The 20,593-nt window shown below is 61.9% G+C and carries 25 protein-coding genes; 15 read left to right on the top strand and 10 right to left on the bottom strand.

Translation table 11 applies throughout. From position 1 onward, the window contains the following. Nucleotides 1-2: 2 nt before the first annotated feature. The 6 genes from metW to AC1RR7_RS10255 are packed head-to-tail and all read left to right on the top strand — an operon-like array spanning nucleotide 3 to nucleotide 3,800. On the top strand, nucleotides 3-623 hold the full coding sequence (metW, locus tag AC1RR7_RS10280; RefSeq protein WP_096817600.1) for a methionine biosynthesis protein MetW: 621 nt from the start codon (nucleotides 3-5) through the stop codon (nucleotides 621-623). 26 nt (nucleotides 624-649) lie between these two features. Then, nucleotides 650-1,084, top strand: coding sequence for a DUF4426 domain-containing protein (locus AC1RR7_RS10275; RefSeq protein ID WP_102619694.1), 435 nt, complete (start codon nucleotides 650-652; stop codon nucleotides 1,082-1,084). Then, nucleotides 1,081-1,677, top strand: coding sequence for an RdgB/HAM1 family non-canonical purine NTP pyrophosphatase (gene rdgB, locus AC1RR7_RS10270; protein WP_273541047.1), 597 nt, complete (start codon nucleotides 1,081-1,083; stop codon nucleotides 1,675-1,677). Before AC1RR7_RS10275 ends, rdgB begins: the two co-directional genes overlap by 4 nt. Further along, the gene (gene hemW, locus AC1RR7_RS10265) at nucleotides 1,674-2,879 is read left to right on the top strand and encodes a radical SAM family heme chaperone HemW (protein ID WP_007953367.1); all 1,206 of its coding nucleotides are present in this window, start codon (nucleotides 1,674-1,676) and stop codon (nucleotides 2,877-2,879) included. The genes rdgB and hemW overlap by 4 nt, the downstream gene beginning before the upstream one ends. A 19-nt stretch (nucleotides 2,880-2,898) precedes the next feature. Then, the gene (locus AC1RR7_RS10260; protein ID WP_102619691.1) at nucleotides 2,899-3,222 is read left to right on the top strand and encodes a DUF3392 domain-containing protein; all 324 of its coding nucleotides are present in this window, start codon (nucleotides 2,899-2,901) and stop codon (nucleotides 3,220-3,222) included. Nucleotides 3,223-3,251: 29 nt separating this feature from the next. Then, nucleotides 3,252-3,800, top strand: a complete 549-nt coding sequence (locus AC1RR7_RS10255) for an RNA 2'-phosphotransferase (RefSeq protein WP_493157301.1) — start codon at nucleotides 3,252-3,254, stop codon at nucleotides 3,798-3,800. Between the two features lie 63 nt (nucleotides 3,801-3,863). Here the strand turns inward: AC1RR7_RS10255 and trmB are convergent, their stop codons facing one another. The 4 genes from trmB to AC1RR7_RS10235 all read right to left on the bottom strand — a co-directional run bounded on the left by trmB (nucleotide 3,864) and on the right by AC1RR7_RS10235 (nucleotide 6,106). After that, nucleotides 3,864-4,589, bottom strand: coding sequence for a tRNA (guanosine(46)-N7)-methyltransferase TrmB (trmB, locus tag AC1RR7_RS10250; protein WP_085646976.1), 726 nt, complete (start codon nucleotides 4,587-4,589; stop codon nucleotides 3,864-3,866). A 9-nt stretch (nucleotides 4,590-4,598) separates the two neighbouring features. Next, on the bottom strand, nucleotides 4,599-5,393 hold the full coding sequence (locus tag AC1RR7_RS10245; protein ID WP_085731561.1) for a thiazole synthase: 795 nt from the start codon (nucleotides 5,391-5,393) through the stop codon (nucleotides 4,599-4,601). A 60-nt stretch (nucleotides 5,394-5,453) separates the two neighbouring features. After that, nucleotides 5,454-5,654, bottom strand: a complete 201-nt coding sequence (gene thiS, locus AC1RR7_RS10240) for a sulfur carrier protein ThiS (protein ID WP_167394879.1) — start codon at nucleotides 5,652-5,654, stop codon at nucleotides 5,454-5,456. 71 nt (nucleotides 5,655-5,725) lie between these two features. Beyond that, the gene (locus AC1RR7_RS10235; protein ID WP_085709061.1) at nucleotides 5,726-6,106 is read right to left on the bottom strand and encodes a DUF423 domain-containing protein; all 381 of its coding nucleotides are present in this window, start codon (nucleotides 6,104-6,106) and stop codon (nucleotides 5,726-5,728) included. A 74-nt stretch (nucleotides 6,107-6,180) separates the two neighbouring features. On the opposite strand from AC1RR7_RS10235, the gene mtgA reads away from it, so the two are divergent. Then, on the top strand, nucleotides 6,181-6,903 hold the full coding sequence (gene mtgA, locus AC1RR7_RS10230) for a monofunctional biosynthetic peptidoglycan transglycosylase (protein WP_102619689.1): 723 nt from the start codon (nucleotides 6,181-6,183) through the stop codon (nucleotides 6,901-6,903). 71 nt (nucleotides 6,904-6,974) lie between these two features. Here mtgA and rpoH read toward each other — a convergent pair whose 3' ends face one another. The 4 genes from rpoH to ftsY form a co-directional block, all read right to left on the bottom strand. Beyond that, nucleotides 6,975-7,829 carry an RNA polymerase sigma factor RpoH gene (gene rpoH / locus AC1RR7_RS10225; RefSeq protein WP_003229146.1) on the bottom strand — a complete coding sequence of 285 codons (855 nt, stop codon included), beginning with the start codon at nucleotides 7,827-7,829 and terminating at the stop codon, nucleotides 6,975-6,977. Nucleotides 7,830-7,944: 115 nt separating this feature from the next. Next, nucleotides 7,945-8,970, bottom strand: a complete 1,026-nt coding sequence (gene ftsX / locus AC1RR7_RS10220) for a permease-like cell division protein FtsX (protein ID WP_096817585.1) — start codon at nucleotides 8,968-8,970, stop codon at nucleotides 7,945-7,947. Further along, nucleotides 8,967-9,638 (bottom strand): cell division ATP-binding protein FtsE, encoded by a 672-nt coding sequence (gene ftsE / locus AC1RR7_RS10215; RefSeq protein WP_008065082.1) that lies wholly within the window; start codon nucleotides 9,636-9,638, stop codon nucleotides 8,967-8,969. Before ftsE ends, ftsX begins: the two co-directional genes overlap by 4 nt. Next, entirely contained in the window at nucleotides 9,635-11,167 is a 1,533-nt protein-coding gene (gene ftsY, locus AC1RR7_RS10210; protein WP_493157298.1) for a signal recognition particle-docking protein FtsY, read from the bottom strand. The genes ftsE and ftsY overlap by 4 nt, the downstream gene beginning before the upstream one ends. Between ftsY and AC1RR7_RS10205 the strand changes: the two genes are divergently transcribed. The 6 genes from AC1RR7_RS10205 (at nucleotide 11,166) to AC1RR7_RS10180 (ending at nucleotide 16,855) form a co-directional block, all read left to right on the top strand. Next, the gene (locus tag AC1RR7_RS10205; protein ID WP_096817581.1) at nucleotides 11,166-11,360 is read left to right on the top strand and encodes a hypothetical protein; all 195 of its coding nucleotides are present in this window, start codon (nucleotides 11,166-11,168) and stop codon (nucleotides 11,358-11,360) included. The genes ftsY and AC1RR7_RS10205 overlap by 2 nt on opposite strands. 151 nt (nucleotides 11,361-11,511) lie before the next feature. Beyond that, complete coding sequence (locus AC1RR7_RS10200) at nucleotides 11,512-12,867, top strand: M16 family metallopeptidase (protein ID WP_096817578.1); 1,356 nt, start codon at nucleotides 11,512-11,514, stop codon at nucleotides 12,865-12,867. After that, on the top strand, nucleotides 12,860-14,350 hold the full coding sequence (locus AC1RR7_RS10195) for a M16 family metallopeptidase (RefSeq protein ID WP_493157296.1): 1,491 nt from the start codon (nucleotides 12,860-12,862) through the stop codon (nucleotides 14,348-14,350). Before AC1RR7_RS10200 ends, AC1RR7_RS10195 begins: the two co-directional genes overlap by 8 nt. After that, entirely contained in the window at nucleotides 14,350-14,958 is a 609-nt protein-coding gene (rsmD, locus tag AC1RR7_RS10190; protein ID WP_096817575.1) for a 16S rRNA (guanine(966)-N(2))-methyltransferase RsmD, read from the top strand. The genes AC1RR7_RS10195 and rsmD overlap by 1 nt, the downstream gene beginning before the upstream one ends. Before the next feature lie 63 nt (nucleotides 14,959-15,021). Further along, a complete protein-coding gene (locus AC1RR7_RS10185) occupies nucleotides 15,022-16,020 on the top strand; it encodes a hydrolase (protein WP_493065685.1) in 999 nt (332 codons plus the stop codon). A 4-nt stretch (nucleotides 16,021-16,024) separates the two neighbouring features. Beyond that, nucleotides 16,025-16,855, top strand: a complete 831-nt coding sequence (locus AC1RR7_RS10180; protein WP_085731553.1) for an AraC family transcriptional regulator — start codon at nucleotides 16,025-16,027, stop codon at nucleotides 16,853-16,855. A 6-nt stretch (nucleotides 16,856-16,861) separates the two neighbouring features. On the opposite strand, the gene AC1RR7_RS10175 is transcribed toward AC1RR7_RS10180, so the two are convergent. Both AC1RR7_RS10175 and AC1RR7_RS10170 read right to left on the bottom strand, forming a co-directional pair. Beyond that, the gene (locus tag AC1RR7_RS10175; protein WP_493157294.1) at nucleotides 16,862-17,716 is read right to left on the bottom strand and encodes a sulfurtransferase; all 855 of its coding nucleotides are present in this window, start codon (nucleotides 17,714-17,716) and stop codon (nucleotides 16,862-16,864) included. Between the two features lie 27 nt (nucleotides 17,717-17,743). Further along, nucleotides 17,744-18,415, bottom strand: coding sequence for a TetR/AcrR family transcriptional regulator (locus AC1RR7_RS10170; protein WP_096817567.1), 672 nt, complete (start codon nucleotides 18,413-18,415; stop codon nucleotides 17,744-17,746). A gap of 146 nt (nucleotides 18,416-18,561) precedes the next feature. On the opposite strand from AC1RR7_RS10170, the gene AC1RR7_RS10165 reads away from it, so the two are divergent. Next, a complete protein-coding gene (locus tag AC1RR7_RS10165; protein ID WP_493065683.1) occupies nucleotides 18,562-19,992 on the top strand; it encodes a coniferyl aldehyde dehydrogenase in 1,431 nt (476 codons plus the stop codon). A 24-nt stretch (nucleotides 19,993-20,016) separates the two neighbouring features. Then, on the top strand, nucleotides 20,017-20,562 hold the full coding sequence (locus tag AC1RR7_RS10160) for a twin-arginine translocation pathway signal protein (protein ID WP_493157292.1): 546 nt from the start codon (nucleotides 20,017-20,019) through the stop codon (nucleotides 20,560-20,562). Nucleotides 20,563-20,593 lie beyond the last annotated feature (31 nt).

The following is a 20,593-nucleotide window of genomic DNA, read 5'->3' as shown; positions in this document are numbered from 1 at the left end:
CCATGAGAGCTGATCTGGAAATCATCCAGGAATGGATCCCCGCCGGCAGCCGCGTGCTCGACCTCGGCTGCGGTGACGGCGAGTTGCTGACCTGGCTGCGCGACCACAAGCAGGTCACCGGTTATGGCCTGGAAAACGACCCGGACAACATCGCCGAGTGCGTGGCCAAGGGCATCAACGTCATCGAACAGGACCTGGATAAGGGCCTGGGCAACTTCGCCAGCAACAGCTTCGACGTGGTGGTGATGACCCAGGCCCTGCAAGCCGTGCACTACCCGGACAAGATCCTCGACGAAATGCTGCGGGTCGGTCGCCAGTGCATCATCACCTTCCCCAACTTCGGCCACTGGCGCTGCCGCTGGTACTTGGCGAGCAAGGGCCGGATGCCGGTGTCCGAGTTCCTGCCGTACACCTGGTACAACACGCCGAACATTCACTTCTGCACCTTCGAAGACTTTGAAGAACTTTGCCGCGAACGTGAGGCGAAGGTCATTGATCGGCTTGCCGTGGATCAACAGCACCGCCACGGGTGGGCCAGTAAGCTATGGCCTAATCTGTTAGGTGAGATCGGTATCTACCGCGTCAGCAGCCCAGGGCTGCAGGATCACAGAATCGCGGTCTGAACCACGACATTGCGAGGAGAACGAACATGGGACGCTTGATTACCGCGCTATTGGCCGCCTGCCTGAGCCTCTCGGCCATGGCTGCCGACGTCATCAAAGGCGAGCGCCAGGAAACCTTCGGCGACGTGACGGTGCACTACAACACCTTCAACTCGACCTACCTGCAACCGGACATTGCCAAGGCCGCCGAGCTGATCCGCAGCAAGAATCAGGGCGTGATCAATGTCTCGGTGATCAAGGACGGCAAGCCGTTGATCGCCAATGTCACCGGCACGGTCAAAGACCTGACCAGCCAGAGCGTGCCGCTGAAATTCCGCCAGATCACCGAACAGGGCGCGATCTATTACATCGCCCAGTACCCGGTGGAACAGCAGGAAACCCGCACCTTTGAAATCAAGGTGCAGAACGGCGACAAGATCAACACCATCAATTTCAACCAAGAGCTTTTCCCCGGCGAATGATGAACCTCAAGCAACTCGTACTGGCCAGCCATAACGCCGGCAAACTCAAGGAGCTCCAGGCCATGCTCGGCGAATCGGTGCAACTGCGCTCGATCGGCGAGTTCAGCAGCGTGGAGCCGGAAGAAACCGGCCTGTCGTTCGTCGAGAACGCGATCCTCAAGGCCCGCAATGCTGCGCGCATCTCCGGGCTGCCGGCGCTGGCCGACGATTCGGGTCTGGCGGTGGATTTCCTCGGCGGTGCGCCGGGCATCTACTCGGCGCGCTACGCCGACGGCAAGGGCGACGCGGCGAACAACGCCAAACTGCTCGACGCCTTGAAGGATGTGCCTGAAGCCGAGCGTGGCGCGCAGTTCGTCTGCGTGCTGGCACTGGTGCGTCATGCCGATGATCCGCTGCCGATCCTCTGCGAAGGTCTGTGGCATGGGCGCATCCTGACTGCCGCCAGCGGTGAACACGGTTTCGGCTATGACCCGCTGTTCTGGGTGCCGGAGCGTAGCGTGTCCAGCGCCGAACTGAGCCCGGCCGACAAGAACCAGATCAGCCACCGCGCCCGTGCAATGGATCTGCTGCGCCTGCGTCTGGGCTTGAAATGACCGATAGCTCCTCCGCGTCGTCGCTGATCATCGGCGGCGCCGCCTCCTCGCCTCGGGCGCCGTTGCCGACGCTGCCGCCCCTGGCGCTGTACATCCACATCCCGTGGTGTGTGCGCAAATGCCCGTATTGCGACTTCAACTCCCACACCGCCAGCCCGGTGCTACCGGAGCAGGAATACGTCGACGCGATGCTGGCCGACCTCGATCAGGACCTGCACGCGGTGTACGGCCGTGAGCTGAGTTCGATCTTCTTTGGCGGCGGCACACCGAGCCTGTTCAGTGCCGAAGCCCTCGGCCGCTTGCTCGAAGGCGTGAAACAGCGCATTCCGTTTGCCGATGACATCGAAATCACCCTGGAAGCCAACCCCGGGACTTTCGAGCAAGAGAAGTTCGTCGCCTACCGCAAACTGGGGATCAATCGCCTGTCGATCGGTATCCAGAGCTTCCAGCAGGAAAAGCTCAAGGCCCTCGGCCGCATCCACAACGGTGACGAAGCCATCCGCGCCGCCGGCATGGCGCGCCAGGCCGGGTTCGATAACTTCAACCTCGACTTGATGCACGGCTTGCCGGATCAGTCGCTGGACGATGCCTTGAGCGATCTGCGTCAGGCGATCGAGCTGAAGCCGACGCACATTTCCTGGTATCAGCTGACACTGGAGCCGAACACCGTTTTCTGGAACCAGCCGCCGGTGCTGCCGGAAGACGACACGCTGTGGGACATTCAAGAGGCCGGGCAGGCGCTGCTGGCCGAGCACGGTTACGCGCAGTACGAAGTTTCGGCCTATGCCCAACCGGGTCGCCCGGCGCGACACAACCTTAATTATTGGAGCTTCGGCGACTTCATCGGCATCGGCGCCGGCGCCCACGGCAAGCTCAGCCATCCGGACGGGCGCATCGTGCGCACCTGGAAGACTCGCCTGCCGAAGGACTACCTCAACCCGGCCAAAAGCTTCCAGGCCGGCGAGAAAGCCCTGACCAACGACGAGATGCCGTTCGAGTTCCTGATGAACGCCCTGCGCCTGACCGCCGGTGTCGAATCGCGCCTGTATCCCGAGCGCACCGGCCTGCCGCTGGAGAGCCTCGACGAACACCGGCGCGAGGCCGAACAAAGCGGTCTGTTGCAGGTCGAACCGTCACGTCTGGCGGCCACCGAGCGCGGACAACTGTTCCTCAACGACTTGCTGCAGAAATTTCTGAGCTGACCGCTCTTAAGGAAACCGCATGGATTTGATACTCGACCTGCTCGCCACCGTGTCCCGCTGGAGCCGCAGCAACCTCTCGGAAATCGCGCTGGCCCTGGTGGGCTGCCTGCTGGTGCTGTTCGGCGCTGACTTCAAGGCCTGGGTAGACCAGCGCCTGGGCAGCATCGCCGGCGCCCTGCGCGTCCCGTTGATGGCTCTGCTCTGCCTGATCGGCAGCGGCGCGGCACTGATCTACGCCACGCCTTGGGTGGTGAAGGGCTTGAGCCAGTTCAACAACTACAGCCTGGCACCGGTGTTGTTGGTGGTACTCGTTTTGATCGGCGTAGTCGCGGATCGCCGCTGACCGCGCATTGAAAACAGACAGGGAAGTTCATGAGCAAGAAACTGCTGGACGAAACAAGCAAATTTCTCAGCTTCGTGCTGCGACATGAGCCACAGGCGATCGGCTTGACGCTGGACTCTGAAGGCTGGGCAGACATCGACGCCTTGATCGGTGGCGCGACGCGGGACGGTAGAACGCTGGATCGCGCGCTAATCGAAAACGTCGTGGCGAGCAGCGACAAGAAGCGCTTTTCGATCTCTCCAGACGGCCAGTCGATTCGCGCCGTACAGGGCCACTCGACGAAAAGCGTGGAGCTGCAGTTCGAAGAAAAGCAGCCTCCGGAAACGCTGTATCACGGCACGGCGACACGTTTCATGGACTCGATCAACGAGCAAGGATTGATTCCTGGGTCACGCCATCACGTGCACCTTTCTCAGGAAACCGCTACCGCCTCGGCGGTTGGGCAACGTTACGGAACGGTGGTGATTCTGAAGGTTGCAGCGCGGCAGATGCAGGAACAGGGTTTCAAGTTCTATCAGGCCGAGAATGGTGTCTGGCTGACAGAGCGGGTTCCGGCGGAATTTCTTTCAACGGTGTAACTTCCGAGTACCGCTAAAACAACTGTGGGAGCCAATGGCTCCCACAGTTTTATTGCGTGATGCTTAAGCGAGCTTTTCGAACTTCAGATCCCACACGCCATGCCCAAGACGTTCGCCGCGGCGTTCGAACTTGGTGATCGGGCGTTCAGCCGGGCGCGGCACGCACTTGCCGTCTTCGGCGAGGTTGCGATAGCCCGGGGCGACGTTCATCACTTCCAGCATGTATTCGGCGTACGGTTCCCAGTCGGTGGCCATGTGCAGAATGCCGCCAACCTTCAGCTTGCTGCGCACCAGCTCAGCGAAGGACGCCTGAACGATGCGGCGCTTGTGGTGACGACTCTTGTGCCACGGATCCGGGAAGAACAGCATCAGACGATCGAGGCTGTTGTCGGCGATGCAGCGATTGAGCACTTCGATCGCGTCGCAATCGTAGACCCGCAGGTTGGTCAGGCCCTGCGTCAGCACGCCATTGAGCAGCGCACCAACACCCGGACGGTGAACTTCGACACCGATGAAATCCTGCTCCGGCGCAGCGGCTGCCATTTCCAGCAGCGAGTGGCCCATGCCGAAACCGATCTCCAGCGAACGCGGCGCGGAACGGCCGAACACCTGGTCGTAATCCACCGGTGCATCGGCCAGCGGCAGGACGAACTTCGGCGCGCCCTGATCCAGGCCGCGCTGCTGGCCTTCGGTCATGCGCCCGGCGCGCATCACGAAACTCTTGATGCGGCGGTGTTGGCGCTCGTCGCCTTCTTCCGTCTGGATTGGCGTGTCGTTCGATTCAGTCATCAATAGCTCTTACTTGATCAGACCATCCAGCGGCGAAGAGGCGCTGGCATAGAGTTTTTTCGGCATGCGGCCGGCGAGGTAGGCCAGGCGGCCCGCGACGATCGCGTGTTTCATGGCTTCAGCCATCATGATCGGCTGCTGGGCGTGGGCGATGGCCGAGTTCATCAGCACCGCATCACAGCCCAGCTCCATGGAGATGGTGGCGTCGGAAGCGGTGCCGACACCGGCATCCACCAGCACCGGAATTTTTGCTTCTTCGAGGATGATCTGCAGGTTGTACGGGTTGCAGATCCCCAGGCCCGAACCGATCAGACCGGCCAGCGGCATCACTGCGATGCAGCCGATTTCAGCCAGTTGACGGGCGATGATCGGGTCATCACTGGTGTAAACCATCACGTCGAAGCCTTCCTTGACCAGCACTTCGGCGGCCTTGAGGGTTTCGATCACGTTGGGGAACAGGGTTTTCTGGTCGGCCAACACTTCCAGCTTCACCAGGTTGTGGCCATCGAGCAGCTCACGGGCCAGGCGGCAGGTGCGCACAGCCTCGACCGCGTCGTAGCAGCCGGCGGTGTTCGGCAGGAAGGTGTAGCGATCCGGCGACAGCACATCGAGCAGGTTCGGCTCGCCTTCGATCTGGCCCAGGTTGGTGCGGCGCACGGCGAAGGTGACGATCTCGGCACCCGAGGCTTCGATGGCCAGACGGGTTTCTTCCATGTCACGGTACTTGCCGGTACCGACCAGCAAACGCGACTGGTAAGTACGACCGGCCAGAACGAAAGGCTTGTCGCTACGAACGATGCTCATGGGAAATCCTCTGTTGGGGTGAGGGTCTTGCAGAATTCTCGGCCCATGCAGGCCTGGCGACTAGCCGCCGCCGATGGCGTGCACCACTTCGACATTGTCGCCGTCGTTCAAAGTCGTGTCGGCATGCTGGCTGCGCGGGACGATATCCAGATTGAGTTCGACCGCCACCCGGCGTCCGGTCAGGTCCAGACGGGTCAGCAGGGCCGCAACGGTTTCACCGTCGGGCAGTTCAAGGGATTCGCCGTTCAACTGAATGCGCATGCCGGATGCCGCCATCATTTTTAGGGGGTGGCATTCTAGCCCGATCATGACCTAAAGGTCAGCACCAAGCGTCAAGCGGTTGGCTGCAGGCGCCAGGCGGCGAGTCCGAGGCACAGCCAACCGATCAGGAACGCCAGGCCACCGAACGGGGTGATGATGCCGAGCTTGCCGATGCCGACGGTGGTCAGCAGGTACAGGCTGCCGGAAAACAACAGGATACCGATGCTGAACGAGATACCGGCCCAGGCAACCAGTCGCCCCTGAAGCTGCGTGGCCAGCAGTGCCACGCCGAACAACGCCAGCGCATGCACCAGTTGATAGGTGACGCCGGTGTGGAAGATCGCGAGGTACTCGGGGGTCAGGCGGTTTTTCAGGCCATGGGCGGCGAATGCGCCGAGGCCGACACCGGTAAAACCAAAGAAGGCAGCCAGCATCAGAAAGCTACGCAGCATGTAGAACTCCAGTCAGACTCGATCGGCAGGGTCTGTATAATGGCCCGCTCAACCGGTTCGGCCAAGCCATCTCTATGCTGCGTTTATTTCTCCGTCGTTTCACGAAGGCTCTGCTCTGGTTCGCGGGCGGCAGCGTATTGCTGGTGTTGGTGTTTCGTTTCGTGCCGCCACCGGGCACGGCGCTGATGGTCGAGCGCAAGATCGAATCCTGGGTCGACGGCGAGCCGATTGACCTGCAACGCACCTGGAAGCCGTGGGACGAGATCTCCGATGACCTGAAGGTCGCGGTGATTGCCGGCGAAGACCAGAAATTCCCCGAGCATTGGGGTTTTGACCTGAGCGCGATCAAGGCCGCACTGGCCCACAACGAACTCGGCGGCTCGATTCGCGGCGCCAGCACCTTGAGCCAGCAGGTGTCGAAGAACCTGTTCTTGTGGTCGGGCCGCAGTTATCTGCGCAAAGGCCTGGAAGCATGGTTTACCGCGCTGATCGAAGTGTTCTGGCCCAAGCAGCGGATTCTCGAGGTATACCTGAACAGCGTCGAGTGGGATGACGGCGTGTTTGGTGCCGAAGCGGCAGCAAGGCATCACTTTGGTGTAGGTGCCAAGTCAGTGTCCCGACAGCAGGCGAGTTATCTGGCGGCCGTATTGCCCAATCCCCGGGTCTGGAGCGCCAGCCACCCGACATCCTATGTTTCACGCCGGGCGGGGTGGATTCGCCAGCAGATGAGCCAACTGGGTGGCGACAGCTATCTGCTGACACTCAATGATTCACGCCGCGCGCCCTGGGCCCAATGAGTTTCTGACACGCAAACAAAAACGCCCCGATCATCACTGATCGGGGCGTTTTTTTATTGTCGGACTACCGGTTACGCGGCAATCGACAACTTGAGCTTGTTCATCGCGCTCTTCTCGAGCTGACGGATCCGCTCGGCCGACACGTTGTACTTCTGCGCCAGGTCGTGCAGCGTGGCTTTCTCTTCTGCCAGCCAGCGCTGGTAGAGGATGTCGCGGCTGCGTTCGTCCAGCACTTCCAGCGCTTCGTGCAGGTTGTGATTGGAGTTGTCGCTCCAGTCGGCATCTTCCAGCTGACGCGCCGGGTCGTACCGGTGGTCTTCCAGGTAGTTGGCCGGCGACTGGAAAGCACTGTCGTCGTCCGCTTCGGCAGCCGGGTCGAAGGCCATGTCATGACCGGTCAGGCGACTTTCCATCTCTCGCACTTCACGCGGCTCGACGCCGAGGCTTTCCGCCACACGGTGGACTTCCTCATTGTTCAGCCAGGCCAGACGTTTCTTCTGGCTGCGCAGGTTGAAGAACAGCTTGCGCTGGGCCTTGGTGGTCGCGACTTTCACGATCCGCCAGTTGCGCAGGATGAACTCGTGAATTTCGGCCTTGATCCAGTGCACCGCGAAGGACACCAGACGCACGCCCATTTCCGGGTTGAAACGCTTCACAGCCTTCATCAGGCCGACGTTGCCTTCCTGGATCAGGTCAGCCTGAGCCAGACCGTAGCCGGAATAGCTACGGGCAATGTGTACAACAAAACGCAGGTGGGCGAGCACCATCTGCCGAGCCGCCCCCAAATCCTGCTCATAGTAGAGACTCTCGGCCAGTTCACGCTCCTGCTCCGGCGTCAGCAATGGAATGCTGTTGACGGTGTGTACATAGGCTTCCAGGTTTGCGCCCGGAACCAATGCATACGCAGGTTGCAAAGAATTGGTCATACGAAAAAACCTCCGACTTACATACTCGCGCCTTTCGGCACTGCGAAAAATTGACCGGGAACTCAAGTACAAGTTCCCTAAAAACCGTAAGGTCAATCACGCGCAAAAAAAGATTCTACTTCGGCGCCAACTCCCTGAGATGACGTGCGACTGCAATCCATGCACCGATATAACCCAACAGCACCGCGCCAAGCAAGAGCGACAGACCGTCGGCAACTGGCACTCCGGCCAGCGCAAAATCACTGCCGTACAAGCCGGCCAGCCCAACCACCGCGTCGTTCAGCCAGTTCAGGCCGAACGCCAGCACACCCCAGGACAGCAGCCCCGCACCGAAGCCATACAACGCGCCCATATAAAGGAAGGGACGACGTACATAGCTGTCGGTGCCGCCGACGAGTTTAATCACTTCTATCTCGGTGCGGCGGTTTTCAATATGAAGACGAATGGTATTGCCTATCACCAAAAGTAATGCGGAAACCAGCAACACCGTCAGACCGAAGACAAAGCGGTCGCCGAGCTTGAGGATGGCAGCCAGACGCTCGACCCAGACTAGATCAAGTTGCGCCTGTTGTACTTTGGGCAGCTCGGAAAGTTTTTGTCTTAATGCTTCCAGCGTCGACTTGTCGACCTCGTTCGGCGTGACCAGCACCACGCCCGGCAGCGGGTTTTCCGGCAGCTCGCGCAGGGCTTCGCCCAATCCGGACTGCTGCTGGAACTCTTCCAGCGCCTGATCGCGGCCGACATATTCAGCATCAGCTACACCGGGCATGCCCTTGATCTGATCGCGCAGTTTCTCGCCCTGAGCCGGACTGGCTTCGAGCTCCAGGTACAGCGAGATCTGTGCCGCACGCTGCCACGAACCACCCAGGCGCTCGACGTTGTTAAGCAACAGCGACAGCCCCATCGGCAGACTCAGTGCGACCGCCATCACCATGCAGGTGAAGAAGCTGCCGATCGGCTGCTTGCCGAGGCGGCGCAGGCTGTCGAGCAGGCTGGCACGGTGGTTTTCCACCCAGGCACGAAACAGCGTGGCGAAATCCGGGCCATCGTCATCGTCGTGCTTTTTCTTTTTTGGCGGCTGCGGATCGGCGGCTTTGGGAGCCACACGCTCGGAAACCTTCGGACTACGTGTTGCACTCATTCGCCAGCCTCCCCGTCACCGATCAATCGGCCGCGTTGCAGGGTCAGCATGCGATGGCGCATGCGCGCAATCAGGGCCAGGTCGTGACTGGCGATCAGCACGCTGGTACCCAGACGGTTGATGTCTTCGAACACACCCATGATTTCGGCCGCCAGACGCGGGTCGAGGTTACCGGTCGGTTCGTCCGCCAGCAGCAGGGCCGGACGGTGAACGATGGCGCGGGCAATGCCGACGCGCTGTTGCTGACCGGTGGACAGGTCGCCGGGGTACAGATCGGTCTTGTCCGACAGCGCCACGCGCTCCAGCGCCGAATCGACGCGCTTGGCGATTTCCGCCTTGGACAGCCCGAGGATCTGCAACGGCAGCGCGACGTTGTTGAACACCGTGCGATCGAACAACAGTTGATGATTCTGGAACACCACGCCGATCTGCCGGCGCAGGAACGGAATCTGCGCGTTACTGATGGTGCTCAGGTCTTGCCCGGCCAGCAGCAGTTTGCCGCTGGTCGGACGCTCCATCGCCAGCAGCAGGCGCAACAATGTGGATTTACCGGCACCGGAATGGCCGGTGACAAACAGGAACTCGCCGCGACGGACTCGAAAGCTCAGCTCATGCAAGCCGACGTGACCGTTCGGGTAGCGTTTACCGACCTGTTCGAAACGAATCATGAACGCTCCCGCTCGGCAAACAGTGCCTGGACAAAGGGTTCGGCTTCAAAGGTACGCAGATCGTCGATGCCTTCACCGACGCCGATGTAGCGGATCGGCAGGCCGAATTGCTTGGCCAGGGCGAAAATCACCCCGCCCTTGGCGGTGCCGTCGAGCTTGGTCAGCGCCAGGCCGGTCAGTTCGACGGTCTGGTTGAATTGCTTGGCCTGGTTGATGGCGTTCTGACCGGTACCGGCGTCGAGCACCAGCAGCACTTCGTGCGGCGCATCGGCGTCGAGCTTGCCGATTACCCGGCGAACCTTCTTCAGTTCTTCCATCAGGTTGTCTTTGGTGTGCAGGCGACCGGCGGTGTCGGCGATCAGCACATCGATGCCACGGGCCTTGGCGGCCTGCACGGCGTCGAAGATCACCGAGGCCGAGTCAGCGCCAGTGTGCTGGGCGATCACCGGAATCTTGTTGCGCTCGCCCCAGACCTGCAATTGCTCGACTGCCGCGGCGCGGAAAGTGTCACCGGCGGCGAGCATGACTTTCTTGCCTTCCAGTTGCAGCTTCTTGGCCAGCTTGCCGATGGTGGTGGTCTTGCCGGCACCGTTGACGCCGACCACGAGGATCACGAACGGCTTGTTCTGCGAAACGATCTTCAGCGGCTGCTCGACCGGCTTGAGCATCGCGGCCAGCTCGGCCTGCAGGGATTTGTACAGTGCGTCGGAATCGGCCAGCTCCTTGCGTGCGACCTTCTGGGTCAGACGCTGGATGATCACCGACGTGGCTTCGACGCCGACGTCAGCGGTCAGCAGACGGGTTTCGAGGTCGTCGAGCAACTCGTCATCGATGGCTTTCTTGCCGAGGAACAGGCTGGCCATGCCCTCGCCGATGCTGGCACTGGTCTTCGACAGGCCTTGCTTGAGGCGGGCGAAGAAGCCGGCCTTGGTTTCTTCGGTGCGAGGCGCAGCGACCGGAGTTTCGACGACCGCGACAGGCGCAGCGACGACCGGTGCAGGTGCAGGTGCAGGTGCAGGTGCAGGTGCAGGTGCAGGTGCAGGTGCAGGTGCAGGCTCGGGGATTTCGATAGCCGGAGCAAACGGAGCAACTGCGACAGGCTCTGCAGGAACCGGTGCGGTCTCGATCACAGGCTCGGCCGCCGGAACGAGAACCGGCTCAGGCACCCAAGCAACCGGCGCAGGAATCACCGGCGTCACATGCGGCGCAGCCTCTTCAACCAGTGCCACCGGCTCTTCGGCCACCGGCAAGGTCAGCCACGGCTGGGCAACCGGAGTCAGCGGCAGCTCGGCGGCCGTCGGCATTTCAGGTTCGGCCTCAGCCACCGGTTGCAACACAGGCTCGGCAATCGGCAGCACAACCGGGGCCGGCGCTTCCTCTATTACCGGCGCTGGCGCCGGGGCCGGCTCAGGAATGGCCGTCGGCTGTTCGACGACGGGTTCCTGCGGTTTCTTGCGCAGCCATCCGAACAGGCTTTTCTTCTCGCCAGCCGCAGCTGGGGTCTTCTTGTCGTCGTTGGAACCAAACATGGAGGACGGCTATCTCACGGTAGCGACGCGCCACAGGGGCGCCCCGGCAAATAAATATTCGATGCAGAACAGACTGCGTTTCACCCAGCTTGTTCACGCGCAACATTTTGTCGAAGCGCCAACGGCACCTCAAAGGAATCGTTTTAATGAAGGACTAGCCGGCAAAATCGGCGAAAAAGCGAAGTTTAGCTGATAAACCAAGGCCTTCTGCCGCAAACCCATACAACCTGATCAAGTTTCAAAACCGGATAGGCGTGGTCGCCGGTAAAACGGATCAGTATCCTAGCACCTCCTCGCCCGCCTAGGCTAAGACCAAGCGGGCAGCCCAACAGGTTTAAAAACGAATGAATGCTCTAGCCCGCCGCGCCGCAGGCCTGCTGCTCAGCACAGTCTGCCTGCCCCTTTCGGCCCTGGCAGCCGACCCGCAACCGACCCACGAATTCACCCTCGACAACGGTTTGAAGGTTGTCGTGCGCGAAGATCATCGCGCGCCGGTGGTGGTGTCGCAGGTCTGGTACAAGGTCGGCTCCAGCTACGAAACCCCGGGCCAGACCGGTCTGTCCCACGCCCTCGAGCACATGATGTTCAAGGGCAGCGAGAAAGTCGGCCCCGGTGAAGCCTCGCTGATCCTGCGCGACCTCGGCGCCGAAGAGAACGCGTTCACCAGCGATGACTTCACCGCCTACTACCAGGTGCTGGCCCGCGACCGCCTGGGCGTAGCCTTTGAACTGGAAGCCGACCGCATGGCCAATCTGCGTCTGCCGGCCGACGAGTTCGCCAAGGAAATCGAAGTCATCAAGGAAGAGCGCCGCCTGCGCACCGACGACAAACCGATGTCCAAGGCTTACGAGCGCTACAAGGCCATGGCCTACCCGGCCAGCGGCTATCACACGCCGACCATCGGCTGGATGGCCGACCTCGACCGGATGAAGGTCGAAGAGCTGCGCCACTGGTACCAGTCCTGGTATGTGCCGAACAACGCCACGCTGGTGGTGGTCGGTGACGTGACCCCGGACGAGGTGAAAACCCTCGCCCAGCGCTATTTCGGGCCGATCCCGAAACGCGACGTGCCACCAGCGAAAAAACCGCTGGAACTGGCCGAACCCGGCGAACGCCAGATCACTCTGCATGTGCAGACCCAACTGCCCAGCCTGATGCTCGGTTTCAACGTGCCAAGCCTGGCCACCGTCGAGGACAAGCGCTCCATCAATGCCTTGCGCCTGATTTCGGCGCTGCTGGACGGCGGCTACAGCGGTCGTATCCCGACCCAACTGGAGCGCGGCGAAGAGCTGGTGTCCGGCGGTTCGTCGAGTTATGACGCCTACACGCGCGGTGACAGCCTGTTCACCCTGTCCGCTACACCGAACACCCAGAAGAAAAAGACCATGGCCCAGGCGGAAGCCGGTCTGTGGAAACTGCTGGAACAGCTGAAAACCACCGCACCGTCCGCCGAAGAACTGGAGCGCGTGCGTGCGCAAGTCATCGCCGGCCTGGTCTTCGAGCGTGACTCGATCACTGCCCAGGCCACCGCCATCGGCCAACTGGAGACGGTCGGCCTGTCGTGGAAATTGATGGACACCGAACTGGCCGATCTGGAAAGCGTCACCCCGCAAGACATCCAGAACGCCGCCAAGCTGTATTTCACCCGCGAACGTCTCAGCGTCGCCCACGTCCTGCCACTGGAGACGACTCATGAGTGAGCGCAAAACCCCACGCCTGTTGCTGCTCGGCATGATCACCGTGGCGGTGATCGGCTCCGCCGCGTTCTACCTGGCGCCGAGCGACAACAGCAAGGCCAGCGAAGCACTGGATAACGCCAAAACCAGCCAGAAGCTGCAATCGCTGGCAGAACTCGACGGAAAGGCCCCGGCCAGCCGCAAGCTCGACGTGCAGACCTGGAACACCGCCGAAGGCGCCAAGGTGCTGTTCGTCGAGGCTCGCGAACTGCCGATGTTCGACATGCGCCTGATCTTCTCCGCCGGCAGCAGCCAGGACGGCAACGCGCCGGGCCTGGCCCTGCTGACCAACGCCATGCTCAACGAAGGCGTGGCCGGCAAGGATGTCGGTGCCATCGCCCAGGGCTTTGAAGGCCTGGGCGCGGATTTCGGCAACGGCGCCTACAAGGACATGGCCATCGCATCGCTGCGCAGCCTGAGTGCCGCCGACAAACGCGAACCGGCGCTGAAGCTGTTCTCCGAAGTGATCGGCAAACCGACCTTCCCTGCCGACTCCTTCGCGCGTATCAAGAACCAGATGCTCGCCGGTTTCGAATACCAGAAACAGAGCCCCGGCAAACTCGCCAGCCTGGAATTGATGAAGCGCCTGTACGGCGATCACCCGTACGCGCACTCCAGCGATGGCAGCGCGCAAAGCGTACCGAAGATCACCCTGGCGCAACTGCGTGAGTTCCACGCCAAGGCGTATGCCGCCGGCAACGTGGTGATTGCGCTGGTCGGCGACTTGTCCCGTGCCGAGGCCGAGGCAATTGCCAATCAGGTTTCTGCCGCTATGCCAAAAGGCCCGGCGCTGGCGAAGATCGCCCAGCCGCAGGAGCCGAAGGCCAGCGTCGGCCATATCGAGTTCCCGTCCAAGCAGACCAATCTGATGCTCGCGCAACTGGGCATCGACCGTGACGACCCGGACTACGCCGCACTGTCGATGGGCAACCAGATCCTCGGCGGTGGTGGTTTCGGCACTCGTTTGATGAGTGAAGTCCGCGAGAAACGTGGTCTGGCCTACACCGTGTATTCGGCGTTCAGCCCGATGCAGGCGCGCGGCCCGTTCATGATCAATCTGCAGACCCGCGCGGAAATGAGCGAAGGCACCCTGAAACTGGTGCAGGATGTGCTCGCCGACTACCTGAAGACCGGCCCGACCCAGAAAGAACTCGACGACGCCAAGCGTGAACTGGCCGGCAGCTTCCCGCTGTCCACTGCGAGCAACGCCGATATCGTCGGCCAACTCGGCGCCATGGGTTTCTACAACCTGCCGCTGAATTATCTGGACGACTTCATGCGTCAGTCCCAGAGCCTGACCGTCGAGCAGGTTCGCGACGCCCTGAACAAACACTTGAGCACGGATAAACTGGTCATCGTCAGCGCTGGCCCGACCGTGCCGCAAAAGCCGTTACCGGCCCCATCTGATAAACCTGCCGAGCAGCCGCTCGGGGTTCCGGAGCATTAATGGCCAGTCCAAAGAAACCTGTACAAAAACTGCACAACGGTGTGAACCAGTTGCGCATCATCGGCGGCGAATGGCGCAGCCGCAAACTGAGCTTCCCTGATGCGCCGGGCCTGCGTCCGACGCCGGACCGGGTGCGTGAAACCCTGTTCAACTGGCTCGCGCCGTACGTTGCCGGGGCCAAGGTGCTCGATCCGTTTGCCGGCAGCGGCGCGCTGTTCCTGGAAGCGCTGTCTCGCGGCGCGTCCATGGGTCAGGCGCTGGATGCCAGCCATGTCGCGGTCTCCAGCCTGAAAGAACACCTCGGCACGCTGCGCTGCACCAACGGCCACGTGCAGACCGCCGATGCCTTGCGCTACCTGGAAACCCAGACCGCGACCGCGTTCGATCTGGTGTTCCTCGACCCGCCGTTCAACCAGAACCTGCTGCCCGCCGTGTGCACGCTGCTGGAAGAACGCCAATGGCTGGCCGATGATTCGTGGATCTACACTGAAAGCGAAACCGCGCCATCGACCCTCGGCCTGCCAGGCAACTGGCGCCTGCACCGCGAGCAGAAATCCGGGCGGGTGTACTACGCGTTGTGGCAACGTATGGCAGTGATCGCCGGTTAACCGACCGGCCTGAAAAAGCGGCGAGCTTCAGCCGAGGCTCGCTGCGCTGCATCGAGAGCAATCGTGTCCCCTTCGTCAAAACCGTTCATCCCCGCCTTCGGCCTCGGCAATCCGCACCTGCAAACCTTGTGGGGGCCGCTGTGGCGCAAAACCGTGCACCTTGATCGCCAGCGCGAACGACTGTGGCTGGACGACGGCGATTTCCTCGACCTTGACTGGCACGGCCCCCACAGTGCGGAAGCGCCGTTGGTATTGGTGCTGCACGGGCTGACTGGTTCTTCCAATTCGCCTTACGTCGCCGGAATCCAGGCAGCGCTCGCCGCCCAAGGCTGGGCCAGTGTTGCGCTGAACTGGCGTGGCTGCTCGGGCGAACCGAACCTGTTGCCGCGCAGCTACCATTCCGGCGCCAGCGAAGACCTCGCCGAAACCATCCGTCATCTGAAGGCCAAGCGGCCACTGGCGCCGCTGTATGCGGTCGGCTACTCCCTCGGCGGCAACGTGCTGCTCAAGCATCTGGGGGAAACCGGCAGCGCCAGCGGCGTGCTCGGTGCGGTGGCGGTGTCGGTGCCGTTTCGTCTGGATCAGTGCGCCGACCGTATTGGCCAGGGTTTCTCGAAGGTCTATCAGGCGCACTTCATGCGCGAGATGGTCGCCTACATCAAGAACAAGCAGCGCCAGTTCCAGCACGACGGCCGCGAGGAGGGTCTTGCCGCATTGGCCGCCCTCGGCTCACTGGAAAACATGCGCACCTTCTGGGATTTCGACGGCCGGGTGACGGCGCCACTGAATGGCTTTGCCGATGCCGAGGATTACTATCGCCGGGCATCGAGCCGCTACTTTCTTGGCGAGATCCGTACACCGACCCTGATCATTCAAGCGGCGGACGACCCGTTCGTGTTCCCCCACAGCCTGCCTTCAGCCAGTGAGCTGTCGAGTTCGACCGCGTTCGAATTGCAGAGCAAGGGCGGGCATGTCGGCTTCGTCGATGGCTCGTTCCGCCAACCGGGTTATTACCTGGAACGGCGCATTCCCCAGTGGCTGGCCGATTCGGGGCGCGAGTGACGTCATGAGCGAACAGGGCGAGTCGATCCGTTTCTGGCAAACCGCGCCACTGGCCGGGGTCGAATTACTGTCGGCGCGCTACATCGAGCATCGCTTCGCCCCGCATGTCCACGACGGCTACGTGATCGGCATGATCATGGCCGGCGCCCAGCGCTACCGCTATCGCGGCGCCGAACACCTGGCCGGCAGCGGCACGCTGGTGCTGATCAACCCGGACGAATTGCACACCGGCCACAAAGGCACCGAGGACGGTTGGCTGTACCGGGCGTTTTATCCGGATACCGGCAAGATTGTCTCGCTGCTCGAAGAACTGGAACTGCCGACTGCGCCGATGCCGGCTTTTGGCGCGACGCTCTATCGCGATCCGGATCTGGTCAACGGCTTCAGCCAGTTGCACCGCTTGCTGGAAAGCCCCGCCACCGCGCTGCAACAGCAAACGGTGTGGCGCGAAATGATGATGCTGCTGTTGCAACGCCACGCGGCGGTGCAGATCAACGGCAAACCCGGCAAGGAACATCGTGCGGTGGTGATGGCCAAGGAATTGCTGCACGCACAACTGGCGGCGCCACCCTCGCTGGAAGAACTGGCGGCAGCGGTGAACCTGTCGCCCTTCCACTTCGCCCGGGTGTTCCGCCGCGCCACCGGCATGCCGCCGCACACCTGGCTGATGCAACAGCGGATTGCCTGCGCGCGGGGCTTGTTGCAGAGCGGCTGCCTGCCGGTAGAAGTCGCCACGCAGTTGGGCTTTGCCGACCAGAGTCATCTGAGCCGGCAGTTCAAACAGGTTTATGGCGTGGGGCCAGCGGCCTATCGCAGCGCGCGGCTGGATCGCTGAACGCGCTTACTCGCCCGTGGCGATACCGCGCGACGGCTCGTTGATCCACTCGCTCCACGACCCGGCATACAGCGAACCCAACGGATAACCCGCCAGGCACAGGGCGAACAGGTTGTGACACGCCGTCACCCCCGAGCCGCAATACGCCACCAGATCGGCCGGCGAACGCGCGCCGAGTTTCGCGGCAAAGCGCTGCTTGAGCTGGTCGGCCGGCAGGAAGCGTCCGTCGCTGCCCAGGTTGTCGGTGAACGCCGCGCATTGCGCACCGGGGATGTGCCCGGCGATCGGGTCGATCGGCTCCACTTCACCCTTGAAACGCGGCAAGGCACGGGCATCGAGCAGAGTCAGAGCCGGTTGACCGAGGCGTTGCTGCAATTGCTCGGCGCTGAGCAGCAGATGTTTGTCCGGATGCCCGCTGAACGTCCCGCGAGTCACCGAAGGCGTATCCAGGCTCAGCGGCAGACCGGCCGCGTGCCAGGCCTTGAGCCCGCCATCGAGAATGAACACGCCGTCGCGCTTGCCCAGCCACGCCAGCAACCACCAGGCCCGCGCCGCGTAAGCACCGGGGCCGTCGTCATACAGAACCACGTCGCTGTCGTTGTTGATGCCGAAGGCTTGCAGGCGCTCGATCAGCGCTGCCGGCTCCGGCAACGGATGACGCCCGGTCACGCCCTTGGTCACCGGGCCGCTGAGGTCTCGCTCAAGATCGGCATAGCTCGCCCCGGCAATGTGCCCTTCGGCATAGCTGCGCTGGCCGTAGTCCGGGTCTTCGAGGGCAAAACGGCAGTCGAGAATCACCAGCCCCGGTTGCTCCTTGCGGGCATCCAGCGTGGTCGGGCTGATCAGTTGCGCAATCGGCATAGCGAACGACTCCTGTGAGCGGATGGGTCAGGACCTTTCTTCGAGGGCCTGGGCCAACGGTACGTAGAATTCTTCGAACAGTGCGTTGACCTCATCGCGGGCCTGCTCGGTGACAAACCCCGCTTCCAGCACCAGCACCTGATACACGCCACGTTTAATGGCCTGCTCGCTGAGGTGATTGGAGTTTTCCCGGGTCGTGCACAGAAAACGCACCCAGGAGGTAAGGATGATCCACGCGTTGAGGGTCAGGGATTCGATCTGCACCCGGTCCATCTTCAGGATGCCGGCGGCGACGAAGCCTTCATAGATCGCCGCGCCCTGAATCACACAGCGCTGGGAAAAGCGCCGGTAACGCCCGGCCAGGTCCGGGTCGCTGTCGAGCAGGTGCTCGAGATCGCGATGCAGGAAACGGTAGCGCCACATCGCCGACAGCAGTTCCTTGAGATAGAAACGCTTGTCTTCGACTGTCGCCGCACGCCCCTGAGGCGGGCGCAGGAAGCTGTCCACCAGGCTTTCGTACTCACTGAACAGCACGGAGATGATCGCCTGCTTGTTGGGGAAGTGGTAGTACAGGTTACCCGGAGAAATCTCCATGTGAGCGGCGATGTGGTTGGTGCTGATGCTGCGCTCGCCCTGCTGATTGAACAGCTCGAGGCTGTTCTGCACGATGCGCTCGCTGGTTTTGATCCGTGGGGCCATGGCTTGAGCTTTAATTCAGAGTGCGTTGGGGGGCATCTTACGACCTAACCGGAATGGGATAAAACCATGACGCACAAGGAAGTCATTTGACTTTCTAGAGCATAGACTCTAGAAAGTTCCTCACGACAACAAATCCGGAGCCGACAATGACCGCCGATATTGCCTACCTGCAATCGTTGCAACAGCCGCTGGAAGAGCTCAACCGGTTGTTCAACGCGCAGCGCGCCGCCTACGCCGCCAACCCGATGCCGCCGGCCGCCCAGCGCCAGCAATGGCTCAAGGCGTTGCGCGATCTGCTGAGCAGCGAACGGCAGGCGCTGGTCGAGGCGATCAGTTCGGACTTCAGCCATCGCAGCGCCGATGAAACCCTGCTCGCCGAGTTGATGCCGAGCCTGCATGGCATTCATTACGCCAGCCGCCATATCAACCAGTGGATGAAGCCATCGCGGCGCAAAGTGGGTGTCGCCTTCCAGCCGGCGTCGGCAAAAGTGGTGTATCAGCCGCTGGGCGTGGTCGGCGTGATCGTGCCGTGGAACTACCCGCTATTTCTGGCCATGGGCCCGTTGACCGGCGCGCTCGCAGCGGGCAATCGGGTGATGCTCAAACTCAGCGAATCGACCCCGGCCACCGGCCTGCTGCTCAAGGAATTACTGGCGCGGATCTTCCCCGAAGACCTGGTCTGCGTGGTGCTCGGCGAGGCCGATGTCGGCGTGGCGTTCTCGAAACTGCGCTTCGATCACCTGCTGTTCACCGGCGCCACCAGCATCGGCAAGCACGTGATGCGCGCAGCGGCGGAAAACCTCACGCCAGTGACTCTCGAACTGGGCGGCAAATCCCCGGCCATCGTCTCCCGCGATGTGCCGCTCAAGGACGCCGCCGAGCGCATCGCCTTCGGCAAGACGCTCAACGCCGGCCAGACCTGCGTGGCCCCGGACTACGTGCTGGTGCCGGAAGACCGGGTCGGCGGTTTCGTCGAAGCCTATCGCCAGGCCGTGCGCGGGTTTTATCCGACACTCGCCGACAACCCGGACTACACCGCCATCATCAACGAGCGCCAATTGGCGCGGCTGAACAGCTACCTCAGCGACGCCACCAGCAAGGGCGCGCTGCTGATTCCGCTGTTCGATCAGGGCCAGGGCCGACGCATGCCTCACAGCCTGCTGCTGAATGTCAGTGACGAGATGACGGTGATGCAGGACGAAATCTTCGGCCCGCTGCTGCCGATCGTGCCGTATCAGGATCTGGATCAGGCATTTGCTTACATCAATCAGCGGCCACGTCCTCTGGCTCTTTACTACTTCGGCTACGACAAACGTGAACAGAAGCGCGTGCTCCACGAAACCCATTCCGGTGGTGTCTGCCTCAACGATACGTTGCTGCATGTGGCCCAGGACGACATGCCCTTCGGCGGTATCGGCCCATCGGGCATGGGCCATTACCACGGGCACGAAGGTTTTCTGACCTTCAGCAAGGCCAAGGGTGTGCTGGTTAAACAGCGCTTCAACGCGGCGAAGCTGATCTATCCGCCGTACGGCAAATCCATTCAGAAACTGATCCAGAAACTGTTCATTCGCTAACGTCACCGCCGGGTAATAACAACAATGCACCCAAGCCTGACCGAAACACCTGCACTGTCGCGCCGTGGCCTGCTGAAATTCAGCCTGGGCGCCACGGCTTTCCTCGCCACCGCCGGCCTCGGCGCCAGCCTCAGCGGCTGTTCGTCGAGCGTATCGGCCAACGGATTCACTGCGCTGCGCAGCGGTGACCTGCTGTTTCTGCGCGCGCTGATTCCGGTGATGCTCGATGGCGCTGTCGCAGTGGAGAAGATGCCCGCCGCTGTCGACGGAGCGCTGAAGTCCCTGGATTACAGCCTCGATCACCTGTCGCCGGAAATGCTCAAACTCACCCGGCAACTGTTCGACGTGCTGGGCATGGCCGTGACCCGAGGACCGCTGACCGGAATCTGGGGCAGCTGGGAAAACGCCAGTCCCGAGGCGATCCGACACTTCCTCGAGCGCTGGGAAAACAGCTCGTTGAGCCTGCTGCGCATGGGCCACAGCTCCCTGCAGCAAATGGTGATGATGGCCTGGTACACCCGCGCCGAATCCTGGGCGCACTGTGGTTATCCCGGCCCGCCCACCGTCTGAGACGCGCGCCTCCCCCGAACAATAATAAGAG

Source organism: Pseudomonas sp. GW821-FHT11G12, assembly GCF_058808055.1.
The sequence above is the reverse complement of the archived record's forward strand: the minus strand, read 5'-3'. Positions and strand labels throughout refer to the sequence as shown.

Coding starts and splice junctions, on each gene's coding strand:
- AC1RR7_RS10245 (WP_085731561.1), bottom strand. CDS start 5,393: ATGAGCATCGTTCGTAGCGACAAGCCTTTCGTTCTGGCCGGTCGTACT.
- AC1RR7_RS10180 (WP_085731553.1), top strand. CDS start 16,025: ATGAGCGAACAGGGCGAGTCGATCCGTTTCTGGCAAACCGCGCCACTG.
- AC1RR7_RS10165 (WP_493065683.1), top strand. CDS start 18,562: ATGACCGCCGATATTGCCTACCTGCAATCGTTGCAACAGCCGCTGGAA.
- hemW (WP_007953367.1), top strand. CDS start 1,674: ATGACCGATAGCTCCTCCGCGTCGTCGCTGATCATCGGCGGCGCCGCC.
- rsmD (WP_096817575.1), top strand. CDS start 14,350: ATGGCCAGTCCAAAGAAACCTGTACAAAAACTGCACAACGGTGTGAAC.
- thiS (WP_167394879.1), bottom strand. CDS start 5,654: ATGCGCATTCAGTTGAACGGCGAATCCCTTGAACTGCCCGACGGTGAA.
- ftsY (WP_493157298.1), bottom strand. CDS start 11,167: ATGTTTGGTTCCAACGACGACAAGAAGACCCCAGCTGCGGCTGGCGAG.
- AC1RR7_RS10205 (WP_096817581.1), top strand. CDS start 11,166: ATGGAGGACGGCTATCTCACGGTAGCGACGCGCCACAGGGGCGCCCCG.
- AC1RR7_RS10260 (WP_102619691.1), top strand. CDS start 2,899: ATGGATTTGATACTCGACCTGCTCGCCACCGTGTCCCGCTGGAGCCGC.
- AC1RR7_RS10170 (WP_096817567.1), bottom strand. CDS start 18,415: ATGGCCCCACGGATCAAAACCAGCGAGCGCATCGTGCAGAACAGCCTC.
- AC1RR7_RS10160 (WP_493157292.1), top strand. CDS start 20,017: ATGCACCCAAGCCTGACCGAAACACCTGCACTGTCGCGCCGTGGCCTG.
- AC1RR7_RS10195 (WP_493157296.1), top strand. CDS start 12,860: ATGAGTGAGCGCAAAACCCCACGCCTGTTGCTGCTCGGCATGATCACC.
- metW (WP_096817600.1), top strand. CDS start 3: ATGAGAGCTGATCTGGAAATCATCCAGGAATGGATCCCCGCCGGCAGC.
- mtgA (WP_102619689.1), top strand. CDS start 6,181: ATGCTGCGTTTATTTCTCCGTCGTTTCACGAAGGCTCTGCTCTGGTTC.
- AC1RR7_RS10235 (WP_085709061.1), bottom strand. CDS start 6,106: ATGCTGCGTAGCTTTCTGATGCTGGCTGCCTTCTTTGGTTTTACCGGT.
- AC1RR7_RS10275 (WP_102619694.1), top strand. CDS start 650: ATGGGACGCTTGATTACCGCGCTATTGGCCGCCTGCCTGAGCCTCTCG.
- rpoH (WP_003229146.1), bottom strand. CDS start 7,829: ATGACCAATTCTTTGCAACCTGCGTATGCATTGGTTCCGGGCGCAAAC.
- ftsE (WP_008065082.1), bottom strand. CDS start 9,638: ATGATTCGTTTCGAACAGGTCGGTAAACGCTACCCGAACGGTCACGTC.
- ftsX (WP_096817585.1), bottom strand. CDS start 8,970: ATGAGTGCAACACGTAGTCCGAAGGTTTCCGAGCGTGTGGCTCCCAAA.
- AC1RR7_RS10255 (WP_493157301.1), top strand. CDS start 3,252: ATGAGCAAGAAACTGCTGGACGAAACAAGCAAATTTCTCAGCTTCGTG.
- rdgB (WP_273541047.1), top strand. CDS start 1,081: ATGATGAACCTCAAGCAACTCGTACTGGCCAGCCATAACGCCGGCAAA.
- AC1RR7_RS10175 (WP_493157294.1), bottom strand. CDS start 17,716: ATGCCGATTGCGCAACTGATCAGCCCGACCACGCTGGATGCCCGCAAG.
- AC1RR7_RS10200 (WP_096817578.1), top strand. CDS start 11,512: ATGAATGCTCTAGCCCGCCGCGCCGCAGGCCTGCTGCTCAGCACAGTC.
- trmB (WP_085646976.1), bottom strand. CDS start 4,589: ATGACTGAATCGAACGACACGCCAATCCAGACGGAAGAAGGCGACGAG.